General features: G+C 60.6%; 24 protein-coding genes and 2 tRNA genes. 13 read left to right on the top strand and 13 right to left on the bottom strand.

Annotation, left to right across the window (positions count from 1 at the left end; translation table 11 throughout):
* Window positions 1-247: 247 nt before the first annotated feature.
* The 3 genes from galE to dapD all read right to left on the bottom strand — a co-directional run bounded on the left by galE (window position 248) and on the right by dapD (window position 3564).
* Complete coding sequence (galE, locus tag HMPREF2942_RS06690) at window positions 248-1261, bottom strand: UDP-glucose 4-epimerase GalE (RefSeq protein ID WP_070688695.1); 1014 nt, start codon at window positions 1259-1261, stop codon at window positions 248-250.
* Between the two features lie 225 nt (window positions 1262-1486).
* Entirely contained in the window at window positions 1487-2371 is an 885-nt protein-coding gene (locus HMPREF2942_RS06685; RefSeq protein ID WP_049354218.1) for a DUF4253 domain-containing protein, read from the bottom strand.
* 227 nt (window positions 2372-2598) lie between these two features.
* Window positions 2599-3564 carry a 2,3,4,5-tetrahydropyridine-2,6-dicarboxylate N-succinyltransferase gene (gene dapD, locus HMPREF2942_RS06680; protein WP_070688694.1) on the bottom strand — a complete coding sequence of 322 codons (966 nt, stop codon included), beginning with the start codon at window positions 3562-3564 and terminating at the stop codon, window positions 2599-2601.
* A 101-nt stretch (window positions 3565-3665) separates the two neighbouring features.
* Between dapD and dapE the strand changes: the two genes are divergently transcribed.
* The 4 genes from dapE (at window position 3666) to HMPREF2942_RS06660 (ending at window position 7467) form a co-directional block, all read left to right on the top strand.
* Window positions 3666-4847, top strand: coding sequence for a succinyl-diaminopimelate desuccinylase (gene dapE, locus HMPREF2942_RS06675; RefSeq protein WP_070688693.1), 1182 nt, complete (start codon window positions 3666-3668; stop codon window positions 4845-4847).
* 106 nt (window positions 4848-4953) lie between these two features.
* Window positions 4954-5334 (top strand): taurine ABC transporter substrate-binding protein, encoded by a 381-nt coding sequence (locus HMPREF2942_RS06670; protein ID WP_070688692.1) that lies wholly within the window; start codon window positions 4954-4956, stop codon window positions 5332-5334.
* A gap of 5 nt (window positions 5335-5339) precedes the next feature.
* Complete coding sequence (locus HMPREF2942_RS06665) at window positions 5340-6698, top strand: hypothetical protein (RefSeq protein WP_070688691.1); 1359 nt, start codon at window positions 5340-5342, stop codon at window positions 6696-6698.
* Between the two features lie 391 nt (window positions 6699-7089).
* Complete coding sequence (locus HMPREF2942_RS06660) at window positions 7090-7467, top strand: twin-arginine translocase TatA/TatE family subunit (RefSeq protein WP_012903155.1); 378 nt, start codon at window positions 7090-7092, stop codon at window positions 7465-7467.
* A 74-nt stretch (window positions 7468-7541) separates the two neighbouring features.
* On the opposite strand, the gene HMPREF2942_RS06655 is transcribed toward HMPREF2942_RS06660, so the two are convergent.
* From HMPREF2942_RS06655 to HMPREF2942_RS06645, 3 genes are read right to left on the bottom strand one after another with little or no spacing between them, the layout of a single operon-like run.
* On the bottom strand, window positions 7542-8744 hold the full coding sequence (locus HMPREF2942_RS06655; RefSeq protein WP_070688690.1) for a P-loop NTPase: 1203 nt from the start codon (window positions 8742-8744) through the stop codon (window positions 7542-7544).
* Window positions 8734-9666 carry a DUF1003 domain-containing protein gene (locus tag HMPREF2942_RS06650; RefSeq protein WP_070604120.1) on the bottom strand — a complete coding sequence of 311 codons (933 nt, stop codon included), beginning with the start codon at window positions 9664-9666 and terminating at the stop codon, window positions 8734-8736. Before HMPREF2942_RS06650 ends, HMPREF2942_RS06655 begins: the two co-directional genes overlap by 11 nt.
* Window positions 9659-10987 carry a magnesium transporter MgtE N-terminal domain-containing protein gene (locus HMPREF2942_RS06645; RefSeq protein ID WP_070688689.1) on the bottom strand — a complete coding sequence of 443 codons (1329 nt, stop codon included), beginning with the start codon at window positions 10985-10987 and terminating at the stop codon, window positions 9659-9661. Before HMPREF2942_RS06645 ends, HMPREF2942_RS06650 begins: the two co-directional genes overlap by 8 nt.
* Window positions 10988-11117: 130 nt before the next feature.
* On the opposite strand from HMPREF2942_RS06645, the gene HMPREF2942_RS06640 reads away from it, so the two are divergent.
* Window positions 11118-12104: a hypothetical protein gene (locus HMPREF2942_RS06640; RefSeq protein ID WP_070688688.1), complete on the top strand. Its 987-nt coding sequence runs from the start codon at window positions 11118-11120 to the stop codon at window positions 12102-12104.
* A 121-nt stretch (window positions 12105-12225) separates the two neighbouring features.
* Here the strand turns inward: HMPREF2942_RS06640 and HMPREF2942_RS06635 are convergent, their stop codons facing one another.
* Together HMPREF2942_RS06635 and HMPREF2942_RS06630 are read right to left on the bottom strand one after the other, a co-directional pair.
* Window positions 12226-13086: an IS3 family transposase gene (locus HMPREF2942_RS06635; RefSeq protein WP_070688020.1), complete on the bottom strand. Its 861-nt coding sequence runs from the start codon at window positions 13084-13086 to the stop codon at window positions 12226-12228.
* Complete coding sequence (locus tag HMPREF2942_RS06630; protein ID WP_070688022.1) at window positions 13086-13598, bottom strand: helix-turn-helix domain-containing protein; 513 nt, start codon at window positions 13596-13598, stop codon at window positions 13086-13088. The genes HMPREF2942_RS06635 and HMPREF2942_RS06630 overlap by 1 nt, the downstream gene beginning before the upstream one ends.
* 177 nt (window positions 13599-13775) lie before the next feature.
* On the opposite strand from HMPREF2942_RS06630, the gene HMPREF2942_RS06625 reads away from it, so the two are divergent.
* Both HMPREF2942_RS06625 and HMPREF2942_RS06620 read left to right on the top strand, forming a co-directional pair.
* Window positions 13776-14213 carry a hypothetical protein gene (locus tag HMPREF2942_RS06625; RefSeq protein WP_049340393.1) on the top strand — a complete coding sequence of 146 codons (438 nt, stop codon included), beginning with the start codon at window positions 13776-13778 and terminating at the stop codon, window positions 14211-14213.
* Between the two features lie 188 nt (window positions 14214-14401).
* Window positions 14402-14845, top strand: coding sequence for a hypothetical protein (locus HMPREF2942_RS06620; RefSeq protein ID WP_049353995.1), 444 nt, complete (start codon window positions 14402-14404; stop codon window positions 14843-14845).
* Window positions 14846-14948: 103 nt separating this feature from the next.
* Here HMPREF2942_RS06620 and HMPREF2942_RS06615 read toward each other — a convergent pair.
* Window positions 14949-15036, bottom strand: a tRNA-Ser gene (locus tag HMPREF2942_RS06615).
* Window positions 15037-15161: 125 nt separating this feature from the next.
* Here HMPREF2942_RS06615 and HMPREF2942_RS06610 point away from each other — a divergent pair.
* From HMPREF2942_RS06610 to HMPREF2942_RS06600, 3 genes are all read left to right on the top strand, one after another.
* The gene (locus tag HMPREF2942_RS06610) at window positions 15162-16172 is read left to right on the top strand and encodes an NAD(P)H-quinone oxidoreductase (RefSeq protein ID WP_070685959.1); all 1011 of its coding nucleotides are present in this window, start codon (window positions 15162-15164) and stop codon (window positions 16170-16172) included.
* A 248-nt stretch (window positions 16173-16420) separates the two neighbouring features.
* Complete coding sequence (locus HMPREF2942_RS06605) at window positions 16421-16960, top strand: hypothetical protein (protein WP_049349921.1); 540 nt, start codon at window positions 16421-16423, stop codon at window positions 16958-16960.
* Window positions 16961-17195: 235 nt separating this feature from the next.
* Window positions 17196-18071 (top strand): HpcH/HpaI aldolase/citrate lyase family protein, encoded by an 876-nt coding sequence (locus HMPREF2942_RS06600; RefSeq protein ID WP_044150069.1) that lies wholly within the window; start codon window positions 17196-17198, stop codon window positions 18069-18071.
* Between the two features lie 126 nt (window positions 18072-18197).
* Here HMPREF2942_RS06600 and HMPREF2942_RS06595 read toward each other — a convergent pair whose 3' ends face one another.
* Window positions 18198-18464: a hypothetical protein gene (locus HMPREF2942_RS06595; RefSeq protein WP_005504446.1), complete on the bottom strand. Its 267-nt coding sequence runs from the start codon at window positions 18462-18464 to the stop codon at window positions 18198-18200.
* A gap of 105 nt (window positions 18465-18569) precedes the next feature.
* Window positions 18570-18644 (bottom strand) — tRNA-Thr (locus HMPREF2942_RS06590).
* Between the two features lie 322 nt (window positions 18645-18966).
* Between HMPREF2942_RS06590 and HMPREF2942_RS06585 the strand changes: the two genes are divergently transcribed.
* Both HMPREF2942_RS06585 and HMPREF2942_RS06580 read left to right on the top strand, forming a co-directional pair.
* Complete coding sequence (locus HMPREF2942_RS06585) at window positions 18967-19731, top strand: DsbA family protein (RefSeq protein WP_049346158.1); 765 nt, start codon at window positions 18967-18969, stop codon at window positions 19729-19731.
* A complete protein-coding gene (locus HMPREF2942_RS06580) occupies window positions 19731-20519 on the top strand; it encodes a spermidine synthase (protein WP_049346157.1) in 789 nt (262 codons plus the stop codon). Before HMPREF2942_RS06585 ends, HMPREF2942_RS06580 begins: the two co-directional genes overlap by 1 nt.
* Before the next feature lie 102 nt (window positions 20520-20621).
* Here HMPREF2942_RS06580 and HMPREF2942_RS06575 read toward each other — a convergent pair whose 3' ends face one another.
* Together HMPREF2942_RS06575 and HMPREF2942_RS06570 are read right to left on the bottom strand one after the other, a co-directional pair.
* Window positions 20622-21596 (bottom strand): EamA family transporter, encoded by a 975-nt coding sequence (locus tag HMPREF2942_RS06575; protein ID WP_070688687.1) that lies wholly within the window; start codon window positions 21594-21596, stop codon window positions 20622-20624.
* Between the two features lie 185 nt (window positions 21597-21781).
* A complete protein-coding gene (locus HMPREF2942_RS06570; protein ID WP_012902817.1) occupies window positions 21782-22843 on the bottom strand; it encodes an EamA family transporter in 1062 nt (353 codons plus the stop codon).
* Between the two features lie 272 nt (window positions 22844-23115).
* Between HMPREF2942_RS06570 and HMPREF2942_RS06565 the strand changes: the two genes are divergently transcribed.
* Window positions 23116-23997, top strand: coding sequence for a di- and tripeptidase (locus HMPREF2942_RS06565; protein WP_070688686.1), 882 nt, complete (start codon window positions 23116-23118; stop codon window positions 23995-23997).
* Window positions 23998-24019 lie beyond the last annotated feature (22 nt).

The raw sequence follows: 24019 nt of genomic DNA, 5'->3' as shown, positions 1-24019 counted from the left end.
AGCATGAATGCATAGTTATAGTATTTTTGACGTAAAAATATGGGTAAAAAACACCCCATCTTCACAAAAGGCTCTGACTAGGGAATATATTCTTCCCTTTCTCTACGCACTCACGAGGTGTCAAACGCCTTTGGGGAGGTAGTCACGACTTGGTAAAAATTTCGAAAAAAGCGCAAAAAAGTGCCCGATAGGTGAGATAACACCTATCGGGCACTCTTCAACACCCCTCACAAGGGGCTAAAACAGCTTAGGCTTCGTAACCGTTGGGGTTGTTCTTCTGCCAGTTCCAGTGGTCGCGAACCATGGTCTTAATGTCGCGGCTAGCGCTCCAACCCAAATCCGCCAGAGCAGAGGAAGGATCAGCGTAAGAGACCGCAACGTCACCGGGGCGACGATCCACAATCTTGTACGGCAGCTCCTTACCGCACGCCTCCTCGAACGCGTGCAGAACCTGCAGAACCGAGTAGCCGTTACCGGTACCCAAGTTCCAGGTGTGCAGGCCGCCGTGCTGGGTAATGTAATCCAGCGCCTTCAGGTGACCGTCAGCCAGGTCAACCACGTGGATGTAGTCGCGCACGCCGGTACCGTCAACGGTCGGGTAGTCGTTACCGAAGACGTTCAGGTGATCGCGGCGACCCACAGCAACCTGCGCGATGAAGGGCACCAGGTTGTTCGGGATACCCGCCGGGTCCTCACCGATACGGCCGGACTCGTGCGCACCAACGGGGTTGAAGTAACGCAGCAGAGCAATGTTCCACTTGGGATCGGAAGCAGCCAGGTCAACCAGCATGTCCTCAATGTGCTCCTTGGTGCGGCCGTAGCAGGACTGTGCGTCCATGTTCATCTTCTCGATCAGAGGCATGGACTCGGGCTCACCGTACACGGTAGCGGAGGAGGAGAACACGATGGAGTGGCAGTCAGCCTCGTCCATTGCGTACAGCAGGTTCAGGGTGCCAGCCACGTTGGTCTGGTAGTACCACAGCGGCTTCTCAGCGGACTCGCCCACAGCCTTCAGGCCCGCAAAGTGAATCACAGCGTCGGGGCGAACCTGCTTGAAGAGAGCCTTCATACCTTCGAGGTCGAGCAGGTCAACCTTGTGGAACTCGGGGGCGCGGCCAGCGAGTTCAGCGACGCGCTTGAGGGACTCCTCGGAAGAGTTCGCGAGGTTATCCATGACGACGACGTCGTGGCCTGCCTTGAGCAGTTCAAGTACAGTGTGGGAGCCGATGTAGCCGGCGCCGCCGGTAACGAGTACCTTCATGATGTCCTTTCGGGCTTTATATATCCGGAAAAAGTGCTCCGGATGGGGGACAAAAGCTGTTGAGCTGTATCTAATGGTACAGCTGTGCATGGGATGTAAGTACTGCGGGACACTGTGCGCTTGTGCACTCTGGTGTGAGCATGTGGGAAGCGTTCTTTAGGTGTGTCGCCACTCGCCTTTGCCCAGCGCCTGAATCCGCGTATTAGCTGATTTCTGAGTCGACCTCTAATCCCACCAGAAATACCACTGGCGGCTCTGGTGAATAAACTCCGTCAGCTGCTCAAAATCCTCAAAAACCTGGAACGGAAGATCGGAACAGAACGCGAACTGCTCGACCGCCAGATTCTTCGCCTCGACCGGGTCGGTGACGGGGCATTCCACCAGAAACTCTAGGCAGTCAGCACCGTCAAGAGCCGCCGGGATGGCACCGTACTTTTCACGCCAATAGTGGGTGAACGCCAGCTGCGTTTCAGCGTCCGGGCAGTCATTCCAGCCGCCAAAGGGCAGGTACGCGGGAATATCGGCGGGGTCATCGGTCGGAATCTGCAGCAGGAGCATCTCGCCTTTCTCCTCCTCATCCGCAAGCTCGTAGCAGAGCAGAGCGGAAAGAGTCGGGGCGTCATCTTCGGGCTCCTCATCGGGCAGAAAATCGGAGCTCATAAACTCGTCAACAAGCTTGTTGAGGTCGAACTCGTCAGGGGCGTCCTCGTGAGTATCTTCGCCGTCACCGGTAACCTTGCGCAGCTGCTGGGCAATGGCGGCGCTGCCGTACTCTTCGGCGGAGGCGGCACCCCGGGCGGTACGGTAACGCTGCAGGATGGCACGAGTGTAGGCGCTCACCTGCTCGGGGGTCAGAGTCTCAACATCGTCAATGATGTCGTGCTCAAGGGACACCGCAATGACCATGCTTTCAAGCACCGTATCGTTCAGGTTCAGGAAGAAGGGGACGAACCCCTGCGCGCGCCCCAGCTTAGCCAGCTCATCGTAACGAGCCATGGCATCAGCTGCCGGGGTACCCGCCGGAATACGCTCGTGCGGGTAGGGGAAAAGGCGCGTAAAGTGCCGGTAGGTTTCGCTTATCGTCGACTCTGACTTAGTCGATTCGGGCATCTGAATTCCTCTCTGAACTGTACAAGTGGTCAGTCATGGCGGGTACGCTGTACCCGGTACTACCAGCCTAGCGAAAGCCCGAGCCGTACGCCCTGAAAACGGTCATCGTAGCCGCCACGGATTCGCGCCCAGCCTGTAAGAGCGGCGGACGAGGGAACACCGGGTGCAGAAAAGGGGCCGGGATGCTTCACACATCCCGACCCCTAAAGCTCATTGGAGAAACCGCACTAGTTCAGGTGCAGCGCCTCGTTCAGCTCCACGGTGTTCTTCGCACGCGGCAGAACCTCAATCGCACCGCTCAGCGAATTACGGCGGAACAGCAGATTCGACACGCCGGACAGCTCCGCAGCCTTCACCACACGCGCCTCCTGACCGGGCAGCAGAACACTCACGCGCGAACCTGCGGTCACGTACAGGCCAGCCTCAACCACGCAGTCATCACCCAGGGCAATACCGATACCGGACTCCGCACCCAGCAGAGAACGCTCACCAATAGACACGCGCTGAGTGCCGCCGCCGGAGAGGGTACCCATCGTGGAGGCGCCGCCACCCACATCCGAGCCGTCGCCCACCACAACACCCTGAGAAATACGGCCCTCAACCATGGAGGTGCCCAGGGTACCTGCGTTGAAGTTCACGAAGCCTTCGTGCATCACGGTCGTGCCGGACGCCAGGTGCGCGCCCAGGCGCAGGCGGTCACCGTCGCCAATGCGCACGCCGGCGGGAACCACGTAATCCACCAGGCGCGGGAACTTATCAATGTGGCTCACGCTCAGGTGGCCCAGCTTGCGCAGACCAATTGCGAGCTTCTGGAACTCGGCGGCAAGTACCGGGCCGTGGTTGGTCCACGCAACATTCGCCAGGGTGCCGAACAGGCCGTCCAGGTTCAGCTCGTTGGGGCGAACCAGAGTGTGGGAGAGCAGGTGCAGACGCAGGTACGCGTCGACCGCGTCTTCGGGTGCCTCATCCAGGTTGATGGATGCGGTACGCACCTCGGTACGGGCGTTGCGCGCCGGGTGCTCGGCGGCCAGTTCCTCCAGCTCGTCCGCGATGGACAGGTCGGGGGTCTGGGTGAGGGAGGGAGCGGGGAACCAGGCATCCAGGACGGTGCCGGCGTGCTCGCCAGAGACAACAACATTGACCAGTGCAACGCCGGAGGCGTAACGGGGAGTGTTTTCAGACATGCCTCCCATTATAGTTTTGGGGGTGAGAGCCCCTTCAAGACCGTCTCATATGCTCGATATGGAAGTTGTGGGCGCGGGTGTGTGTACCGGGGAACCTGTAAGGTGGAAGGATGAGCGTTTCCCCGAATACTTCTGATCGTCACCCGGTCCCGGCACCGCCCCTGAACTTGGACGTGTCCATGCCCGAGCTGACGCGTGCCCTGCTGGATCTTGAGTCGGTTTCTGGTAACGAGCGAACGATTGCTGATGCCGTGCACACGGCGCTGTCGTTCTGCCCGCACCTGCACCTGACCCGTGACGGGGACGCCATTATTGCCCGCACCGAATTCCCGCCTCTGCCCGGCGCTGAGGGGGAGCGCACCCGCATTATTCTTGCCGGTCACCTGGACACCGTGCCCCTGCCCACCGTCGAGGGCTCCCTGGGTACCGTGCCCGCTACGGTGCGTGAAGAAGAGGAAGGCCACAGCGTGCTCTACGGCCGCGGTGCCACCGATATGAAGGGCGGCGTGGCGGTTCAGCTAAAACTCGCCGCCGAACTCACCGCGCAGGACACCGACTACAACCTGACCTACATCTTCTACGACAATGAAGAAGTCGCCAGCGAACTCTCCGGCCTGGCGCGCCTGATCCGCAACCACGGCGAGCTCATCACCGACGCAGACTTCGGCGTGCTGCTCGAACCGACCAACGGCACTATCGAGGGCGGCTGCAACGGCACCATGCGTTTCTTCGTGCGCACCCGTGGCCTTGCCGCTCACTCGGGTCGCGCATGGCGCGGTGAGAACGCGATTCACGCCCTGGCACCGGCGTTGGCGGCGCTCGCCTCCTACGAGCCGAAGACCATCGCGGTGGAGGGCCTGGATTATCGTGAGGGCCTGAATGCGGTGCAGATTTCTGGTGGCGTTGCCGGTAACGTGATTCCCGATGCGGCGGCAATGCACGTGAACTACCGATTCGCCCCGGATAAGACCCTGGATGAGGCTATCGCCCACGTGCGTGAGGTTTTCGCCGGTTACGAGCTGGATTTTGTGGACCTGTCCCCGGCGGCTCGCCCCGGCCTGGACACTCCGCTGGCGGCATCTCTGATTGAGGCGGTGGGCGAGGAGCCCCAGCCCAAGTACGGTTGGACGGATGTGGCTCGCCTGAGCGAGATTGGTATTCCCGCCGTGAACTTTGGGCCCGGTGACGCCCTGCTGGCTCACACCGATAATGAGCATGTGAGCTTTAGCCAGCTGACCCGCTGCCACGCGGATTTGCGTGCCTGGCTGCTCAGCGACCGTGACGAGGATTAGACACAACAGGACTAGTCGCGGCGCTGATTCTGCCGGTGCTGGCGCTACTATTTGAATTTAGGTGACCGTCAGAGGGGTTGACGGTCCTGCATGATATGAGATTGACATGAACTTTCTTCTGATTCTGCTTGCCCTGCTGATTGTGGGCATCGCGGCGCTCTCCGTTGTGGCGCTCGGCGGTGAGCGTGCCGTGCCCGGTGCCGCGTTCTTTAGCGGCGTGGGCCGTGACGGTTTAGGAACTTTCGACCGTGTGGAGGATTTCGGCTTTATCGCTCCTCTCGTCGGTGCACCCGAAGATAACAAGGCACTCGAGAACGCACCCGCCGCTGAGTCTGCTGCTTCGACCGCAGAATCTGCTGATGCTAACGTGACTGCCGCTGAGCCGGTTCGCCGCGGTGCGGTTCCCCTGTCTGATGATGCGGAGAGCACCTTGAGCGCTCACGAGTTCGTGGAGAAGCGGAAGAGCCCGCAGGCTGAGGGGAACTAACGCCCGTGAGTGTTTCGCCTGAACGTAATAGTACTTCCCCCGCGCATTCCCCCGTGCAGGGTGCCGCCACCACCGCCTCCACGAAGGAGCAGGGCGAGTCTTTTGATGAGTTGCTGACCTGGGCGTACACCGCCGCCGGTGAGCGCCTGCACCGGGTGGGGGAGCGTCTGCGTGCCCTGCCCGCGTGGCTGTCGGTACTGCTGATTTACGGCCTGTCCCGCGTGTGGGGTTTCATCGTGTTTGCCGTGGTCGGCCAGCAGCAGCTGCGCAGCCCGTGGGGTCAGCACCTGGATTATTTGTCGTTCATTAGCATCTGGGATGCCGGCTGGTATGAGCAGATCGCGGTACAGGGTTACCCGAGTGAGCTGCCGGTGAATGCGGCGGGTGTGGTTCAGCAGAATCAGTGGGCTTTTTACCCGATTTTCCCGCAGCTTTCCGGTGCTATTAGCCATGCGACGGGCATCGGGTACTACCCGGTGGCGGCGACGGTTGCTCTGATTGCCGGTTTTGCGGCGGCGTGGGTGATTTACCTGCTGTTTGAGGCGTCGTTGAAGGCGACCGGTTTCAAGAGTGAGGAGTCGCCTTCTGCGCTGTCCATGTGGGCTGTGGCGTTGGTGTCGTTCTTGCCGGTGGCGCCGGTGCTTCAGGTTCCGTATGCGGAGTCGCTGAACCTGGTGTTCCTTGCCGGTGCGCTGCTGTGCCTGGTTCAGGGACGCTACGGCCTGCTGGTTCCTGTGGCGGCGTTGGCGTGCCTGTCCCGCCCGGTGGGTGTGCCCCTGGGCGCGGCTGCCGGCCTGTGGTGGTTTGCGTGCTGGGTGCGTTCGAGCCGCCAGTCGGGGATGGGCACGGCGTTTGTGCGCCATCTGGGGCAGCTGTTCAGCGCCTTGGTGGTGTGTGCGTGTGCGCTGGTGTGGCCTGCGATTGCGTGGTGGGCTACGGGCCGTGTGGATGCGTACACCGCCACGGAGACGGCGTGGCGCGGTACCCATTTGGCACCGATCCAGCCGTGGCTTTCGCAGGGGTACCTGTACTTTGGGTATGCGGCTCCGGTGCTGCTGACTCTGCTGATTTTGGGCTTTATTGCTCTGTGTTTGAGCCCCCTGGCGCGTAGGGTTTTGGCGGCTCCGCTGAACCTGTGGTGCCTGAGCTATTTTGCGTATTTGATTCTCTTTTTGAATCCGCAGTCGTCGACGTTCCGCCTGTTGTTGCCGTTGTTTCCGCTGGTGATTGTGGTGGCTGCGGCGAGCCGTTCGCGGGCGTATCGTTGGGCGCTGCTGGTGGCGGGTGCGTGTGCGCAGTGGGGCTGGGTTGGCTGGCTGTGGCATTGGAAGCAGCTCCCCGGCGGTGGAGATTATCCGCCGTAAACCGAATATCGTGACTGGAGACCGCCGGTGCGCTGCCGGCGGTCTTTTGCGTTCGGGAGGCGGGCGTGCCTGCGGCTGGAGCCGCAGCGTTTTAACCCGGCGGTGGAGATTACCCGCCGTAAACCAAATATCGTGACTGGAGACCGCCGGTGTGCTGCCGGCGGTCTTTTGTGTTCGGGAGGCGGGCATGTCTGCGGTTGGAGCCGCAGCGTTTTAACCCGGCGGTGGAGATTACCCGCCGTAAACCGCTGAAGTGGTGTTCTTAGCCGTGGGCGCAATGCCCCTCCGCGGTGCTGTAGCGTACGCCTTCTGCTTGTCCAGAGCTTAAAGACACGTCCAGAAAGCGCCGCGGGTTCGGCGGTGCTGGCTCGGAACTGATAATCTATATTCTGTGTTTGGTATTAGTGGCACCGAGTTGATTATTTTGGCCATCATCACGTTCGTGGTGATTGGCCCCGAACGCATGCCCGAATACGCCCGCCAGATTCGTGAATTCGTCAAGACCGTGCGCCGTATGGCGTTCGACGCGAAGGACGACTTCAAGGAAGCCCTGGGCGAGACGGGCCTGGAAGATATTAACTGGCGCCAGTACGACCCCCGCCAGTACGATCCGCGCGTGATTGTGAAGCAGGCGTTCGCTGAGGATGACGCCGAGCGTGAGCGTGAGGCGAGGGAACGTGAAGAGGCGCTGCTGAAGGAGAAGGAAAAGTCGGAGAGCCGTGCTCTTCCGCGAGGCGCGTACGCCCCCTTCGACGTGGACGCCACCTAAGATTTTGAAACGAAAGAACCCCGCACCGTGATGGTGCGGGGTTCTTTCTGTATCAGCTTCTAGATGCTCAATCTCTAAACGAAGAGCGGCAGGCTCTGACCCGCCCTCGACTCACCGGACTGCAGCAGCTGCGAGGCGATGGACTGAATCTCTTCGGCGGTGGCGGAGTCGGGGTGGCCCCACACGACAGGCATGCCATCGTCGCCGCCGGTACGCAGGTTCACATCCAGCGGGACAGAACCGAGTAGCGGTACCGGGTAGGAGAGCGCCTCCGAAAGACGCTCAGCGAGCACCTGACCGCCGCCAGAACCGAACATGTCGAGCACGGTACCGTCCGGCAGGGTCATGGCAGCCATGTTCTCGACCACGCCCACGACCTTCTGACCGGTCTGCAGGCTCAGGGTGCCGGCACGCTCCGCCACATCCACCGCGGCGTGTTGCGGGGTGGAAATGAGCACCAGCTCCGCATTCGGCAACAGCTGAGCCATGGAGATGGCAATATCGCCGGTGCCGGGAGGCAAATCCAGTAGCAGCACGTCCAGGGCGCCGAAGTGCACATCCATGATGAACTGCTCCAGGGCACGGTGCAGCATGGGGCCGCGCCACGCCACCGGCTCGTTGCCCTTGAGGAACATGCCGATAGAAATCACGCGAATAAAGCCGCCGCTGACCTTCTGCTCACCCCAACGCTGGGCGGGGGCGGGCACGTCCACGGTCGGCGGAAGAATCAGGTCATCCAGGCGGGTCGGGGCGTCGGTAATGCCCAACAGACCGGGGATGGAGAAGCCGTGCACATCCGCGTCAATAATGCCCACCGCAAGCCCGCGCGAAGCGAACGCGGCGGCAAGATTCGCGGTCATGGAGGACTTACCCACGCCGCCCTTACCGGACACCACACCGAACACGCGGGTCAGCGAACCGGGTGCGGTAAACGGGTTGGAACGCTCCGGCTTGAGCATCGAACGCAGGGCGGAACGCTGCTGCGGGTTCATCGCACCCACCTGCAGTTGCACACGGTCGATACCCTCAACGGTGGCGGCGGCGTCACGAACCTGCTGCTCGATGGTGTTCTTCAGCGGGCAACCCTCAATGGTGAGTAGCACCGTGACCTCAGCCCAGTGGCGGCCGGGAATCGGCTCACCGTGCTCATCCAGTTCAGGATGCACGAGTGCAGTCTCCACCATGCCCAGCTCCGTAATGGGGCGGCGCAGTTCGGGATCCTCGACGCGGGCGAGCGCCGCGTAGAGCGCATCCTGCAGGGGCGAATTAGCGGTCACGGGCGCCTCCCTCACGGGTGCGCTCTGCCTGCTGCTGTGCCTGCTGGGATTCGCGGCTCTGAGGCTGGCTCAAATCGCCTCGGTGGGAATCCTGTGGGGAGTCCTTCGCAGGGCGTTCAGCCTTGTCAGGTGCCTGCTCGGTACCGTTCTCCGTGTTATTAGAGTCCGTGCCCTCAGAGTTCTGGCTATCAGAGCCCTGCTCCTCAGCGTCCTTCTCCTCACCCTCGGAGGTATCGATATCGTCGATAGCCTCCTCCAGGTCCTCAATGTCCTCACTGATGTCCTGCAGCTGCTCGGCGTGACGCTCCTGCTCCTGCGCAATGTTCTGCAGTTCCTCAAGAATGTCACGCAGCTCGCTACGGACGAAGTCACGGGTCGCAACCTCACGCAGAGCAATACGCAGCGAAGCAATCTCGCGGGTCAGGTACTGGGTCTCCTCCAGGTTCTGCTGGTCACGCTTACGGTCCTCAGAGGCCACCACGCGGTCGCGGTCATCCTGACGGTTCTGCGCCAACAGCAGCAGGGGAGCAGCGTAAGAAGCCTGCAGGGACAGCATCAGGGTCAGCAGGGTGAAGTTCAGGCTACGCGGGTCGAACTGCATCTCCTCCGGCGCCAGGGAGTTCCACGCCAGCCACACGCCACAGAAAATGGTCATCCACATTAGGAACTGCGGGGTACCCATGTAGCGTGCAAAACCCTCGGTCATGCGGCCGAAAGCGTCCGGGTTGGGGCTCGAGAACAGCTTCGGCTTGCGGGTGCCGGGGGTGCTCAGCTGCGAGTCGCTACGTTGCGGGCGGGAGTCGCCGCGCTCGCGGTTGCGTTCAGCGTACTTCTTCTCCAGGCGGTCCTTGAGGATGCGCGCCTTATCGATGCGGGGGTTCTCTTCGGTACGGTTTGCGTCGCGGCGGTTCGATTCAGGCAAAGCGTCGTCCTACCTTTCGTACGGGAGTTCCATCATCGTAAGTGCGCCAGTCTTCGGGCAGGAGCGCATCGAGCACGTCGTCGATGGTCACTGCGCCTACCAGGCGGTGCGATTCGTTCACAATGGGAACGATGGTCAGGTCATAGGTCGCCAGCACGCGTGCCAGCTCTTCCAAACTTGCCTGGTCAGAGACAGGCTCAGTGTCGGTATCGAGGATGTGACCAATCGGCTCGCTCGGCGGCACACGCAGTAGCTTCTGCATGTGCACCAGACCCAGGTACTTGCCGGTCGGGGTTTCCAAGGGCGGGCGGGTCACCATGACGGCAGCCGCCATCGCCGGCGGGATCTCCTCGGCGCGGATATGCGCGAGCGCCTCCGCAACGGTCGCCTCCGGGGAGAGGATAATCGGCACCGGGTTCATGAGCGAACCGGCGGTACCCTCGTCGTATTCGAGCAGTCGACGCACGTCGTCTGCTTCGTCGGGTTCCATGAGTTCGAGCAGCTTTTCACGCTGGGCGTCGTCCAGTTCGATGAGCAGGTCGGCGGCGTCGTCCGGTTCCATCTCTTCGAGGACCTGCGCGGCACGCTCGTCGTCCAGGTGCGACAGAATCTGCACCTGGTCCTCGGCGGGTAGCTCCTGCAGAACGTCTGCGAGGCGTTCATCCTGCAGCTCGGCGGCGATTTCGACCATGCGCTTATCGCTCATCTCGTGGATGGCGTCCGCAAGGTCGGCGGGCTTGGAGTTCTCGTGGTTCGCCACGAACGCGGTTGCCGCCTGCGGTTCCACGTCGGTGGAGAGCACCGCCTCGTCCCAGTCGACGATGAGGGTCTCCTTGGAACGGCGGCGCCACGTGCTGGAGCCGGAGTTGACGCGGGAAACGAACAGCTCGGTCACGCCCCAGTCGCCGTTGCGGCGCTGCTCAATGGCGACGTCCTCAATGACGGCGTCGCCGCTGCCGTCGAGCAGGCGCACGCGGCGGTCAAAGAGCTCCCCGACGATGAGAGTCTCAGAGTTGCGCTGTTCAAAGCGGCGCAGGTTCACCAGGCCGGTTGAAATGATCTGTGAGGCGTCGATACTTCGCACACGGGTCATGGGCATGAACACGCGTTTCTTGCCGAGCACCTCAACGATGATGCCGACAACAATGGGTTCGGTGCCCTTGGCGGGGCGGGCGCCCGCAATGGATGCGCCCAGGCCACGTTTGAGTACGACGACGTCTCGGAGACGGCCGAGGCGGTCACCGAAGGGGTCAAAAACGTCGAGGCCCAGAAGGCGGGCAATATAAATCTTGCTGGGGGTGCTGAACTTCGAATTGCTCACCTCTCTAGGGTACGCTCCGCCGCAGGGATTCGCACTTTGAGAAGCCTAATTGAACAGGTGTTCGCTACGCCTGTAGAGGAGCTGACTGCCCACCGGGTCCAGGGTTAGGGTGGGCGGTAGAATAGGAGCCATGACTTCTAACCTGCCGAATATTCCCTCGACCCCGCCTTCTTCATATCTGGTCTCGCGCCTGGCGCAGGCTCAGGGCAAGCCCCTGCCCGCCGGTGAAGCGATCGCCTCCTTCGTCCGTCACGATGATGCGCTCGCCGCTTTTGATGTGCTCAGCGAACAGGATTACCCGGTCACGGCACTGTACCTGGTCAATGATGGTATCCGCCAGGTGGAGTACCCGGTACAGCCCGGTTACGGTCGTGCCCTGATTTCTGCGGCGATTCAGGGTGCGGTGATTGGCCTGGTATTTTCGGTGCTGATGACCCTTGCCGGTGACTCTTTTATCTCTGAAGCACTCAAGTACGTGCCGCTGTCGGTTGCCGTGTTTGTGCTGTGGCAGATGTACGTTCTGCGTCGCTCCCATGGGGGTCGCTACCCGATGCGTACCGAGGCGATTCCTTCGCGTACCGTGATGTACGCTCTGCCGGAGTACGCTCAGGATGCGCGCCGCGTGCTGGGTGCGCACCCTCGCTTCTCGGCGGCGGTTGCGGCTGCTCGTGCGGCGGCAGCCCCGGAAGCTTCGCAGGCGCGTGCCGCTCAGAGTACCGTCTCGATGAATGGCGCACCGGTTCCGACCGGCGCCCCGAAGGCACCCTCGTACCGTGCGCAGGCGGGTAGCCAGCCAGCGCCGAACCAGAACCTGCCCGAGCGTGATACTACTGCGCAGAACGCGATGGCTCAGAGCGCGGCGCAGAACATGCCCGCACAGCCCACTCAGCCCACTCAGTCTGCTCAGCCTTCCGAACAGGAACAGGCAAGTACTGACCAGGCGACCGCTCAGAAGTCAGATACGCAGAAGCGCCCGGCACAGCGGTACGGTCTGCGCGTGGACGACCCGGAAGAATACGCGAAGCTGATTCAGCCCAAGCCGCAGCGTCCGACCCCGCGCCCGCAGGGCCTGCACGATAAGTCCTCGCAGGATAAGTCCTCGAAGGACTCCGAATAACCGAACCTGCAACGGCGGTAGCCGCCCACAACGGCGGGAAACAGGCATAGAAGATACGCGAAAGCCCCTCACCGAACGAATGAACTGCGCCCCGAAACTTGGACGCTATAAATACTAGCCGCTATGCAGCTTCCTGCAGGGCCTGATCCCGGTACTCTACCGGAGTCAGGCCCTTAAGCTTCACCTGGCGTCTTGTTGTATTCCAATGCGTAATGTACGCATCGAGGTCAGCTTTGAAACTCTCAAAGGTTAGCCAGTCCTGGCCACGAAAAAACTCGTCCTTAAGATGTCCAAAGACCTGCTCAGTGGCACCATTGTCGATGCAGTTACCTTTGCGTGACATACTCTGGATAAAACCGTTATCAGCAAGCGTGCTGATGTAGAACTCGTGCTGGTACTGCCATCCCATATCTGAGTGCAAAATCGGCTTAGCTCCCTCGGGTTTGGCATCCATGAGTACCTGAAGCATCTCTTGCTGCTGGGCAAGATTAGGGCACATCGAGATCGAGTGGGCAACAATCTCTTTACTGGCAAAATCGTACACCGGAGCAAGATACGCCTTACCAAAGGAAAGCTTAAACTCGGTAACATCGGTACCCAACTTCTGCCAAGGACCGGTCGCCGTGAAGTTGCGACCGATGATGTTCTCAAAACTTTGCCCCGCCTCCCCCTTGTAGGAGTTGTACCTGTGGTAGGGCCTCTGGCGGCGTATACCGCAGCGCAGCCCCATCTGGCGCATCATCTTCAAGACCGTCTTATCGGCGATGCGCACCCCTTCCTCAGCGCGCAGGCACATGGCTATCTGCCTGTGACCGCACCCGTTGGGGGTTCGCGAAAAGATTTGCGCGACCTTGGGACGTAGCTGCACTCTGGTTGGCTGTTGGGGATGAGCCAACGCGTAGTAGTAGCTCGACCTGGCAAGGCCTGCCGCCTCAAGGAGATCGTACAGCTTGTGACCGCGCCCTGAAAGCTCAGCGACCACTAGGGCTTTGTCCCGGTTTGGGAGCGCTTCTGCGCCTTCAGGGCAATCGATTTTTTTAGGTACGCCACCTGCGCCTCAAGCTTGCGCACGCGCTCTTCGAGTTCCTCCTCACGCGTTGGTGGCACCGCCCGTACCGACCCCTTTGGCCTGCCCTTAGGTTTAGGCTTAAGCGCCTGCGCGCCGCCCTGCCGGTACAGCCTGCACCATTGCTTCAACGGTGTCGTGCTTGCAATACCGAAGCGCATCATTGCTTCAGGCTTACTCATCCCACCGTCAACCACGGCCTTCGCTGCGGCGACCTTGGTCTCGTAGTCGTATTTGGTGTGCTTTACTCCCATGGTAAGAAGCCCGTCCTTCCCGATGACGTGGTACATTTTCTGCCACTCTCTCACAGTCGCGGCGGACACACCAAGCCTGCTGGCGGTCAGACGATAGCCACATCCTTTCTCAAACATTTGCGCTGCTTGCTTTCGAAGCAAACGATCGTGTCTCATTCCCAGATTTATAGACATGAAAAGCCTCCTGTTTCTTGGACTTTAATTTTGTTGTCCAAGAAACGGGAGGCAGTTCAGTTGAGGTGCGGGGCTTTTCTGTATGTATGCCGTATGTTTGGTGAAATCGGCTCGACATACTTGTTCCCTTGGTGGGGGAAAGTCTAGGGTGGGCATAACGCCCGGTATTGAAAGGTTATGATGCCCCAAAATAATGAAGTTTTTGATTACAATCCCGAATATGCCAAGCTCTACCAGGGAAATGGCAGCCCGCAGTCTGACGCTGACAACACGGACGATTGGACGCAACATGCGAGCAAGCAACCTTCCGACGAGCAAAGGGCACAAGACGGTAAAAAGGCAGCGAACGTATCCCTGCTTTTCGGCGCCCTCGGCCTCCTATTTTTCTTTCTAGGGTGCTGGTTGTTTGTCCACGATTTTGACAGTGGTGGTCTGCAGATAGTTGTTGTTGCACCGTTGCTGAACGTCCTGGGTATTTGGCAGGGGCGAGTAGCGAAACAGCACGGTGTACCTGCCCTAGCGGGTCGTATTCTCAGCTGGGCGGGTGTAATTTTTGCCCTTCCCTTCGCCATCATCGTCGCATTGTTCTTGATTGCCGTAGCCGGCCGCATATAACGGCGCCCCCGGTAACTCAAAACGGCGTATGCAAAGAGCCCTGTTCCTCGTGTTGAGGTACGAGGCTTTGCTGTATGTATGCCGTATGTTTGGTGGAATCGGCTCGACATGCTTGTTCTCTCGGCGGGGGAGGGTCTAGGGTGAAGTTAACACCCCCCTCGTGCGGAATGTGAAAGGTTGTGGATGCGATGTCGCAGCTACCCCAAAATAACGAAGATTTTGATAACAACCCTGAATACGCCAAGCTCTACCAAGCGGATGACAGCCAACAGCCGGAGACTGACGGCACGGACGACTGGGAGCAACCTGCGAGCGAGCAACCTCCCGCTGTGCAAGGAACACAAGACGGTAAAAGGGCTGCGAACTTCTCCCTGCTTTTCGGCTTCCTCAGCCCGCTGTCTTTCGTTCTAGGGTTTTGGTTGCTTGTCCAGGGTCTTGGAGAAAGTGGTCTGCAGGTAGCTCTCGCCGCGCCGGTGCTGAACATCCTGGGTATCTGGCAGGGGTGGGTAGCGCAGAGGCACGGTGTACCTGCCCTAGCGGGTCGTATTCTCAACTGGCTGGGGCTATGCTTTTTCATCGGTATCGCCGCCCTCTTCATGTATATTGCGAATGCCTTGTCACAAATCAACTGACGACGCCCTCCGGTAACTCAAAACGGCGTATGCAAAGAGCCCCGTTCCTCAATACGAGGAACGGGGCTCTTTGCGCTCCACACGTGGAGCAGAAGCTAAAACGCGGATGGTAAGGGATTTGAACCCTTGAGACGGGGTCACCGCCTACTGGTTTTCAAGACCAGCTCCTTCGGCCGCTCGGACAACCATCCATACGCACCAGAGACCGGCATTTTATGGCAATACCGTGCCGCAGGGCACTACGAGATTATCTCATGCGATAAGCTTTCTGTAAATCGCGCACCAACGATGGTGCTTCCGGCAATGAGGAGGACTCATGAGAGCAATTATTGAGAACAGTCACGGTGGACCTGATGCTCTGACAATCAGCGAAGTACCCGCCCCCGTACCCCGCTCCCACGAAGTTCTCATCCGCGTTCACGCCGCCGGAATCAACCGCGCCGACGCCCTGCAGCGCCGCGGATTCTACCCGCCGCCCGCCGGCGCGAGCGCCATCTACGGCCTCGAAGTAGCCGGCGTCATTGAAGCGGTCGGTGAAGGCGCCTCCGTGGAGAACTGCGGCACCCCCGTCATGGCGCTCCTCGCTGGAGGCGGCTACGCCGACTACGTGACCGTACCGGTCGACCACGTGCTGCCCGTACCCGAACAGCTGAGTTTTGCCGAAGCCGCCGGTATTCCCGAAGTCGCGGCAACCGTCTACTCGAACCTGGTTCTCACCTGTGGTATGAGCATGAACCCCGCCGAAAACCTCAAGGAAGACGGTGAACCCGCGGTGGTGCTCGTGCACGGTGGTACCGGCGGTATCGGTGTGCACGCTATTCAGCTGGCGCTCGCCGTAGGTACCCGCGTGTTTGCAACCGTGGGAACCGAGGAAAAAGCAGAATATGTGCGCTTACTAGGTGCGGAACCCATTATTTATACAGAACATTCGTTCCGTGAAGTTCTGCTGGCTGAAACTGGCGGACGCGGCGCTGACTACATCCTCGACGTCGTGGGCGGAAAGTACCTGGACGACAATCTGCACACCCTCGCCGACGGCGGGCACCTGTGCATTATCGGTCTGATGGGCGGCGCCAAAGCAGAAGTGAACCTGGGGTATATGCTCTCCCGCCGCCTGTCGGTGCACGCTACGAGCCTGCGTACCCGTTCGGATCATCAGAAGGCTGAGATTCTGCGAGGTGTACGCGAACACGTGCTGCCGCTGATTGAATCCGGCAGGATTGGCGTGGGTCTGGACCGTATCTTCGACATGGAGGAGGCGGCTGCCGCCCACGAATACTTCGACTCCGGTCAGCATCGCGGCAAGATTGTGCTGCGCATGGTCTAGAAATCGCTGCGCCCCTGCGGTGCTATTTTAGGCCGGTGCCATTTTAGACTGGCGCTGCGGGGAGCGTCGCGTGAGCGGCGTGAAGAAAATCTGGGTTTGAAATAAACAGTTGACTGCTGACATCTCGTCACCAAAAGAGATTTAGGGTAACCTAAGTATAGGGAGGTTTGCGGGTCGCCGCAGAGCCCATCGCCGGCAGCCTCCACCGACCAACCAACACGGCACACACACCACGCAGAGGAGGGCACATGGGACTTAAAAGCTACCTGCAATCGCGCCGCGACGACGCCGAGCTCGGCAAAGGCATCTGGCGCCGATCCCACGACCGGTTTATTCGCGGCATTGACCGCTTCCACCAGGTCCTCGAACGCCTAGCGGCAACCGATTCGTCCACCTCCATGATTGAGCTCATCGTGCCGGACGCAAACGCGCTCGCCGACCTGATTCCGCGCGTGCGTGCAGTCGCTATGGAAGCGCACCGCCTCGCCCCCAGCGACGGCGATATTCCCGCCTCCCCGTTCGGCACCTACTCCGACCTGAACCGCGCCCTCTCCAAAGCGGGTAACGCCGTGGCACTCTGCGCCGAAGCGCTCGCCATGGCACGCTGCTTCGGCAACTGTGCCACCGGATGCGACCGCCAGGTGAGCGTGCACCGTCGCGTGGAAACCGTCATCCAGCACATTGAGGATGCCGAACGTCTGATTCAGCGCGCCCAGAAGGAAGCCGCCGGCGAGCTGACCTTCGACGACGGTATTCCGGTGGGTCGCACCCAACTAGTTGAGGCATAGCGCCGGTTGAGGCATAACACAGGGCCTAAATTGCGGTCAGCAGGCGAGCTAGTTTGATGTGCACTTCAACAGGCGATACGCTTAAAGAGGAGGTGTAGGACACTTCTTATGCGGTTCCGTCACAATGGAGGTGACGACACAATGCGATGGTACGCGCGGAAGAACCGCAGGCTTTTTCCTGCCCCTCTACGGCACAACCCAATGCATATACAATTCACGGAAGAAGTCACACACCATGTTTGAATTCCACCGCAATGAGCGTGCGCGTCAGCTGCGCCCCAGCCTCTCACGCTCCTGGCTCCTCGTGCGCGCCAACTCCTCCGAAGAAGTCTTTGAAGAGGCCTTCGAATCCGAGGCCGACTCCATCATTATCGACCTCGAAGACGGCTGCCCCGCCGAAGAGAAGGACGCCGCTCGCGAACAGGTCGTCCGTATGCTCAACTCCGGCGTCGTCGCATGGGTGCGAATCAACGCCATCACCACCGAACACTGGTGGAAGGACGTCAAGGCCCTCAAGAACGTGAAGGGCCTGCGAGGCGTCATGCTCGCTACCGCAGAGCACGCGACCGACATTGACCGCACCGCAGCCGAGCTGCCCCCCGGAACCCCCATCATCGCGCTGATCGAGTCCGCACTCGGCGTGCACCACTCCATCGAAATTGCGCGCGCAATCGGCACTTTCCGCCTCGCATTCGGCGCAGGCGACTACCGCCGCGACACCGGCTCCTCCGCAACCCCCATGGCGCTCGCCTACGTGCGTTCGCAACTGGTGATTGCCTCCACCCTGGGCGGTCTGCCCGGCCCCATCGACGGCCCGACCCTCGGCGCATACGGCGCTGACCTCTCCAAGGCATGCGGCTACGCGAACGACCACGGCATGACCGGTAAGATCACCCTCGACATTCGCCAGGCTGAGACCATCAACGCGGCATTCTCCCCGAGCGAGCTCGAAATCGAAGAAGCACACCAGATGCTCGACGTGCCCCTCGACGGCCCCCGCGACGGCTCCTACCTGCCGCGCTACCTGCGTGCAAAGAAGGTCAAGGAACTCGCCAAGGTCTACGGCCTGTGGGGCAAGACCGACAGCGACTTCCAGCGCGCATCCAAGTAAGGCGCTGGTCTAAAGTACACACGTAAAAAGCCGCGCATCCGACCCCCGAGCGGGGAACCGGATGCGCGGCTTTTGTCTGCCTGAAACCTCACGAGGCTACAGCCTGGCGGGCTGCTGGTCGGCGGTCTAGTTGCGGGGCGATTTGCCGCCCGTCAGCGCATGAGCGCACACGTACGAAGTCACCAAGGAAATCACAATCGGCACCAGGAACGAGGTGTCATCCTCATACACGGAACGGTAGAAGAACCACACCGCCAGGGAAACCACCAGCGCCAGCACGTACACCAGAGCAAAACGCATCGTGGGGCTCATCGGGCGTGCAGAGCCCGCAGCGGCGCGACCTGCCTGCGCACGGCCACTCTGGCGCTTAGCGGATGCGGATCGAGAAGACATGAGAATCTCCTAAAGTTCGACGGTGACATCTTCGAGAAAACGACAACTCTCAGATGCTAAAAACCGCCGCAACACACCGGAAACCGGCACGCGTTACGGCGGATGTGGAGCCCCCAGTGGGATTCGAACCCACGACCTTTTCTTTACGAGGGAAATGCTCTACCCCTGAGCTATAGAGGCGCATATGCTGCCGTTCTCAACTGCCCGAAAGCAACCGGTGAACAGTGCATACCCCGCAATAGTACCAAAAAGGCGGGGGAGAGGCTAATTACTTTCAACACCGGGCCCGCAGCTCAGGACAGGCGGTAGAGCGGCTATGGCGTGCACTGCATTCACCCCGCAAACCCGCCCGAAGATAGGGAAAGTTCAGGGCAGAGGCATACAATAAACCCAGTACCCACGGCGGCTGGCAGCACCTCACCGCGCCCAACAACCACTGGCACATCGACCACAGAGGTATCAACCACAGGCCAGCCCGCCACCCGTAGAGAGAGGAACCCCCATGACTTCACCCCTCAACCGTCGCACCCTGCTGCTGGGCGTAGTGCCCGCCGCCGCCCTGGGACTGAGCGCATGCGGTTCCAGCTCCTCCCAGCCTTCCGCATCGGCGTCTGCGAGCGGTTCGGCGAGCGCATCTGCAAGCACCGCCGCTACCTCGGCAAGTGCATCCGCGAGCGCTTCGGCATCCGCTGACCCTTCGGGTACTGCTTCGGCAACCGCCGATGACGGCTACGTCGGCTACCGCCTCAACCGCGAAGTACCCGGTGCAGGCACCGCAACCCTGTACACCGACTACCAGTGCCCCTACTGCGCCAAGGCAGAACCCAAGTTCGAAGAAGCCGCCAAGAAGCTTGACGGCATCATGAACGTGACTGTGCGCCACATGCCGCTGAACATGCACGCCAACGCCGTACCCGCCGCGCTCGCCGTAGAAGCCGCAGCAGCTCAGGGTAAGCACGTTGAAATGGCGAACAAGCTCTTCGCCACCCAGAACGACTGGAAGAACATCAAAGAACGCGATAAGCTGCGCACCCTCTTCAACGACTACGCCAAGGAACTGGGCCTGAACGTCGAAGAATTCGACAAGGTCCTACTCGCCTCCGACACCGTCAAGCCCATCCAACGCGACTACGAGCACGCCGTGAAGATCGGTGTGAAGGGCACCCCCACCTTCGCCGTGAACGACAAGGTCGTTGAGGGCCTGGATTCCTCCTCCTCGGTGGATGACCTGGTCAGCACCTTCAAGCGTGAAGCTGGCGTGAAGTAGTGGCACACATTCAGCTCTCCGGCGGTCAGCGCGCCGAAATTCACCCTGACGGGTTCAGCGACCACGGCTACGTCCTCGAAATCGGTGGCGCCGAGCAGTCCCACGTGGACGTGCAGAACCCCGACTACGTGTTCTACGAGTACCTGCGCCGCATCGCAAACGCTGTGGATGCGCTCGCACCCGCCGGCGAACCCATCACCGCCGCGCACCTGGGCGCCGGTGCGCTCACCCTCGTGCGTTACATTCAGGCGACCCGCCCCGGCTCCCGCCAGGTTGCCGTGGATATTGAGCCCGAGCTCATGGGCTTCGTGACGGACCGCCTGCCGCTACCCGCAGGCACCGACTGCCAGCTTGTGGTGGGGGATGCCCGCGAGCAGCTGGCGAACCTGCCCGAACTGCTGGGCGTGCCCGGTTTTGATGCGATCATTCTCGACATCTTCACCGGCATGGACGCACCCGCCCACCTGGCGAACCGCGACTTCTACCGCGAACTCAAGGACGCCCTGAGCGAGCGCGGCATGGTCGCCATCAACGTGGGCGACGACGCGGGTCTGCCCTTCTTCCAGCTGCAGGCAACCGCCATGCTGGAAGTCTTTGACCACGTGTGGTGCCTGTGTGAGAGCTCCATGCTCAGCGGGCAGAACGAAGGCAACCTCGTGCTGGTTGGCACCGCCCGCGAGCTGGACGAGGACACCCAGGACCGGCTGTACGCGATGGGTCCGCATCCGGCGGAAGTGCTCACCACCGATGAGCTCCGCGACCTGCTGGACGAGCTGGCCGAGAGCTAAAACTGAAACATAAAACCGTTGAGGCGGGTACCAACCAGGTACCCGCCTCAACGGTTTTGTATATGGGTTTTCTCTATGCCGCGCGCCGGCAGAATCTTGGTTTTATTCGGGTAGCGGCACGGGAACGGGGTCCTCACCGTCATCCTTCTGTTTGGGGGAATCGCCCTTCGTGGTGGTGAGCGTAATACCCACACTCGCCGTCATCAGCAGACAGATTGCCACCCAACGAATCGGGCCGGTCTCCTGATCCAGCAACGCCCAACCGGCAATCGCCGCAATCGCCGGTTCCATGCTCATCAGCACACTAAACACCTGCTGCGGCAGGTTACGCAGAGCCATCAGCTCCGCGCTATAGGGAATCACCGAAGCGAACATCGCGGTACCAAAAATCATGAGGAGCAGCATCGGATCCTGCGCCGCATTCCACATCGGCTGAGGAGCCGGAACAACCGCTGCCACCGGGGCAATGAATGCGGCACCAACAAGCATCGCAACCGCCAGACCGCTCGCACCCGGAACCAGGGCACCCACCTTCGCGCTCGAGCGAATATACAGCGCCCAGAACACGCCAGCAATCAGCGCGAACGTCAGACCCAGGTAGTCGGTATCCTTACCGACCGCCGCCTCATAGCCGAGCACCAGCATGCCCGCCAGAGCGCAGAGCACCCATACCGCGTCGCGGAGCCTGCGCGTCAGCATGGACGCCAACGCCAGCGGGCCCAAGAACTCCACCGCAACCGCCAAACCAATCGGGATGCGGTCAATCGCGCAATAGAAGAAGCCGTTCATCAGACCGAACGTCATACCGAAAATGATGACGGCATGCCACTGCTCCTTCGACCACGACAGCGCACCCGGCGGCATTTCGCCGCCGCGGCGGGTATGCCAACGCGCCGCCAACCACACGGCGCTACCCACCACAATGGAAGCAATCGCCAGGCGGCTGACACTAATAGCCAGAGCGCCAAACAGCGGGAAAAGAGTAATCGCGAACGCGGCACCGAACTGCAGCGATGAGCAGGACATCAGCACAAACATAATGCCCAGTGCGGGGCGTTGAGATGAAGTATGCGGCATGATTCTCCTTCCTGCGCCTCACAAGGCGGTACTTCTCCACGTGTGCATGCTGTGCCGCTACGGGGCAGAACGAACGCTCCAATAGCGCCGTTTAAAGAGCGCGCCCCCCGGGCAACACGAGATACTATCCTACTCGTTACCCGGGGGGGGGCTAGAAGCCGTTGACACGGCTACAGTTCAGTAGATTAGAGGCCCTTCGCCTCACGGTCAGCCTTAATCTGTTCAGCCGACGGAATCGTAATAGAGTTAGTCGCCATCTGCGCAATATCCACCGCGTGCGCATCCACCGCACCCGGCAGGTAATGGTCCGCATCCTCCAGCGTGCCGTCCTCCTGCGCCTTCTTCTGCGCACGAGCGTGAGAAATCGAAATACCGATACTCGCCGCCACCAGCAGAGCAATAGCAACCCAACGAACCAGGCCGGTAGCTTCACCAAGCATCACAATACCCACAGCCGCCGCAATCGCAGGCTCCAGGGACAGCACCACGCTATAAATGTGCGCGGGCAGCAGACGCAGCGAAGAAACCTCACCCAGCGCCGGCAGGGCAGAAGCCAGCAGACCCATCAGGCAGCCAATAGCCAGCAGGTGCACATCCTGGGTGACCTTCAACAGGTTATTGCCGCTTATCAGGAACGGGAACGGCAGAACCAGCAGGGTAGAGACAACGTTACCCACGACCATGCCGCCCATACCCGGAATCAGAGCGCCAACCTTCTCAGTCGCCAGAATATAGGCGGCACGAGAAATAGCGGTCAGGATTGCGAAAACCACACCCATCAACGCGAAATCTTCAGGCTTCGCCTGGGACTCAGCAGTCAGAATCGCCATGCCCGTAAATGACAGAGCAATCCACACCAGGTCCAGCTTACGGCGCGACATAACCGTCGCCAGCACCAGCGGACCCATAAACTCAATAGCCACCGCAATTGCTAGCGGAACCTGCTCAATAGCCACATAGAAGAAGGCATTCGCACCGGTCAGGGCGACACCGAGGACAATGACCGCCATCCACTGCTGACGGGTCCACGAACGAATCTGCGGGCGGAAGAACACCCACAGCAGGATAGAAGATGTCAGCAGGCGCAGAGCGACCACGCCCCAGGGGCCCAAATCGCCCATGAGCTGCTTGGCAAGAGCCGCACCGAACTGCGCCGAAATAATCGCGCCGGTCGCGTACGCAACACCCAGCCCCTGAGTCGCCAGGGGAGAACGCGCAGCATTGGGCGTATGGGTGGAAGAAGTCATAGTATTCCTTAGGATTCAGAAGAGGTATTAGCCGCTATCTGTCATCAGGCGCAACCCGAATCTCCGTGAAGCAGGTCACGCACTATGCAAACAATGAATAGTGTGTAATCTACGACAATTTTACGCGCTTTAAAATTGGGCGCAAATAAAGACCAAAACACCCTAACAAGCGATCAAAAACCTCCACGCCCTCGGTGAAATTTCACCCCCCCAAACCCCACCACAGGCCCCATATTCAGGAAAAATTCACCAAGCCGTGATTTACTGAGAGCATGCTTGACCCGAAGAAGTCTCTATTCGATGAAGACGGCAACCCCCGTCCCGCACTGACCACCACCCTCGACAACGTACTGCGCATGCAACGACCGCTCGCGCTGTCCATCGTCAAAAAACTGCGTGAAGCACACCCCGACGAAACCCCCGAACAAATCCACAAGCGCCTCGACCGCACCTACCTGCGTGACATCACCGCCATCGGCGGCGTCACCGGCGCATCCGCATTCGTGCCCGGCGTCGGCACCGTCACCTCCATGAGCCTGTCCGCGCTCGCAGTCGGCGGCTACCTCGAACGCACCGCACTCTACGCCCAGGCAGTCGCAGAACTGCACGGCGTGCACGTACACGACGCCGAAACCGCCCGTTCCATGGTCATGGCAATCATGCTCGGCGAAGAAGGCTCCCAGCTCATGAACACCGTGCTGCTGCAGACCGGTAAGGCAGGCGGCATCTCCAACAAGTGGGGCATGCTGCTCGGCAACTCCTCCAGCGGCAAGATGTTCAGCGTCGAACGTACCATCCGAAACATGTTCATCCGCCGCTTCCTCACCCGCCAGACCGGTGCACTGCTCGGCCGTGCCCTGCCCTTCGGCGTGGGCGCAGTCGTTGGCGGTGGCGCGAACCTGACCCTCGGCAAGGACGTCGTGCGCAACACCCGCCGAGCCTTCGGCGACGCGCCCGCCTACTTCCCCGCAGAGCTCATGATTACCCCGCGTGCACCGCGCGTACAGGGCGGCGAAGGTTCGGACGGCTCCTCCGGCGTGGCTGGCTCCCTGCTCAAGGGCGTCAAGGACGCAGGTAAGGCTGTAGGCAAGGTCTTCACCCGCGACAAGGGCAACGACACCGAAACCGGTCACCACCGCATGCTCGGCCGCTAAAATCCTCGCCGGTCATAAAACC

The organism is Rothia sp. HMSC071C12 (assembly GCF_001813895.1).
GTDB classification, from domain to species: domain Bacteria; phylum Actinomycetota; class Actinomycetes; order Actinomycetales; family Micrococcaceae; genus Rothia; species Rothia mucilaginosa.
The sequence above is the reverse complement of the archived record's forward strand: the minus strand, read 5'-3'. Positions and strand labels throughout refer to the sequence as shown.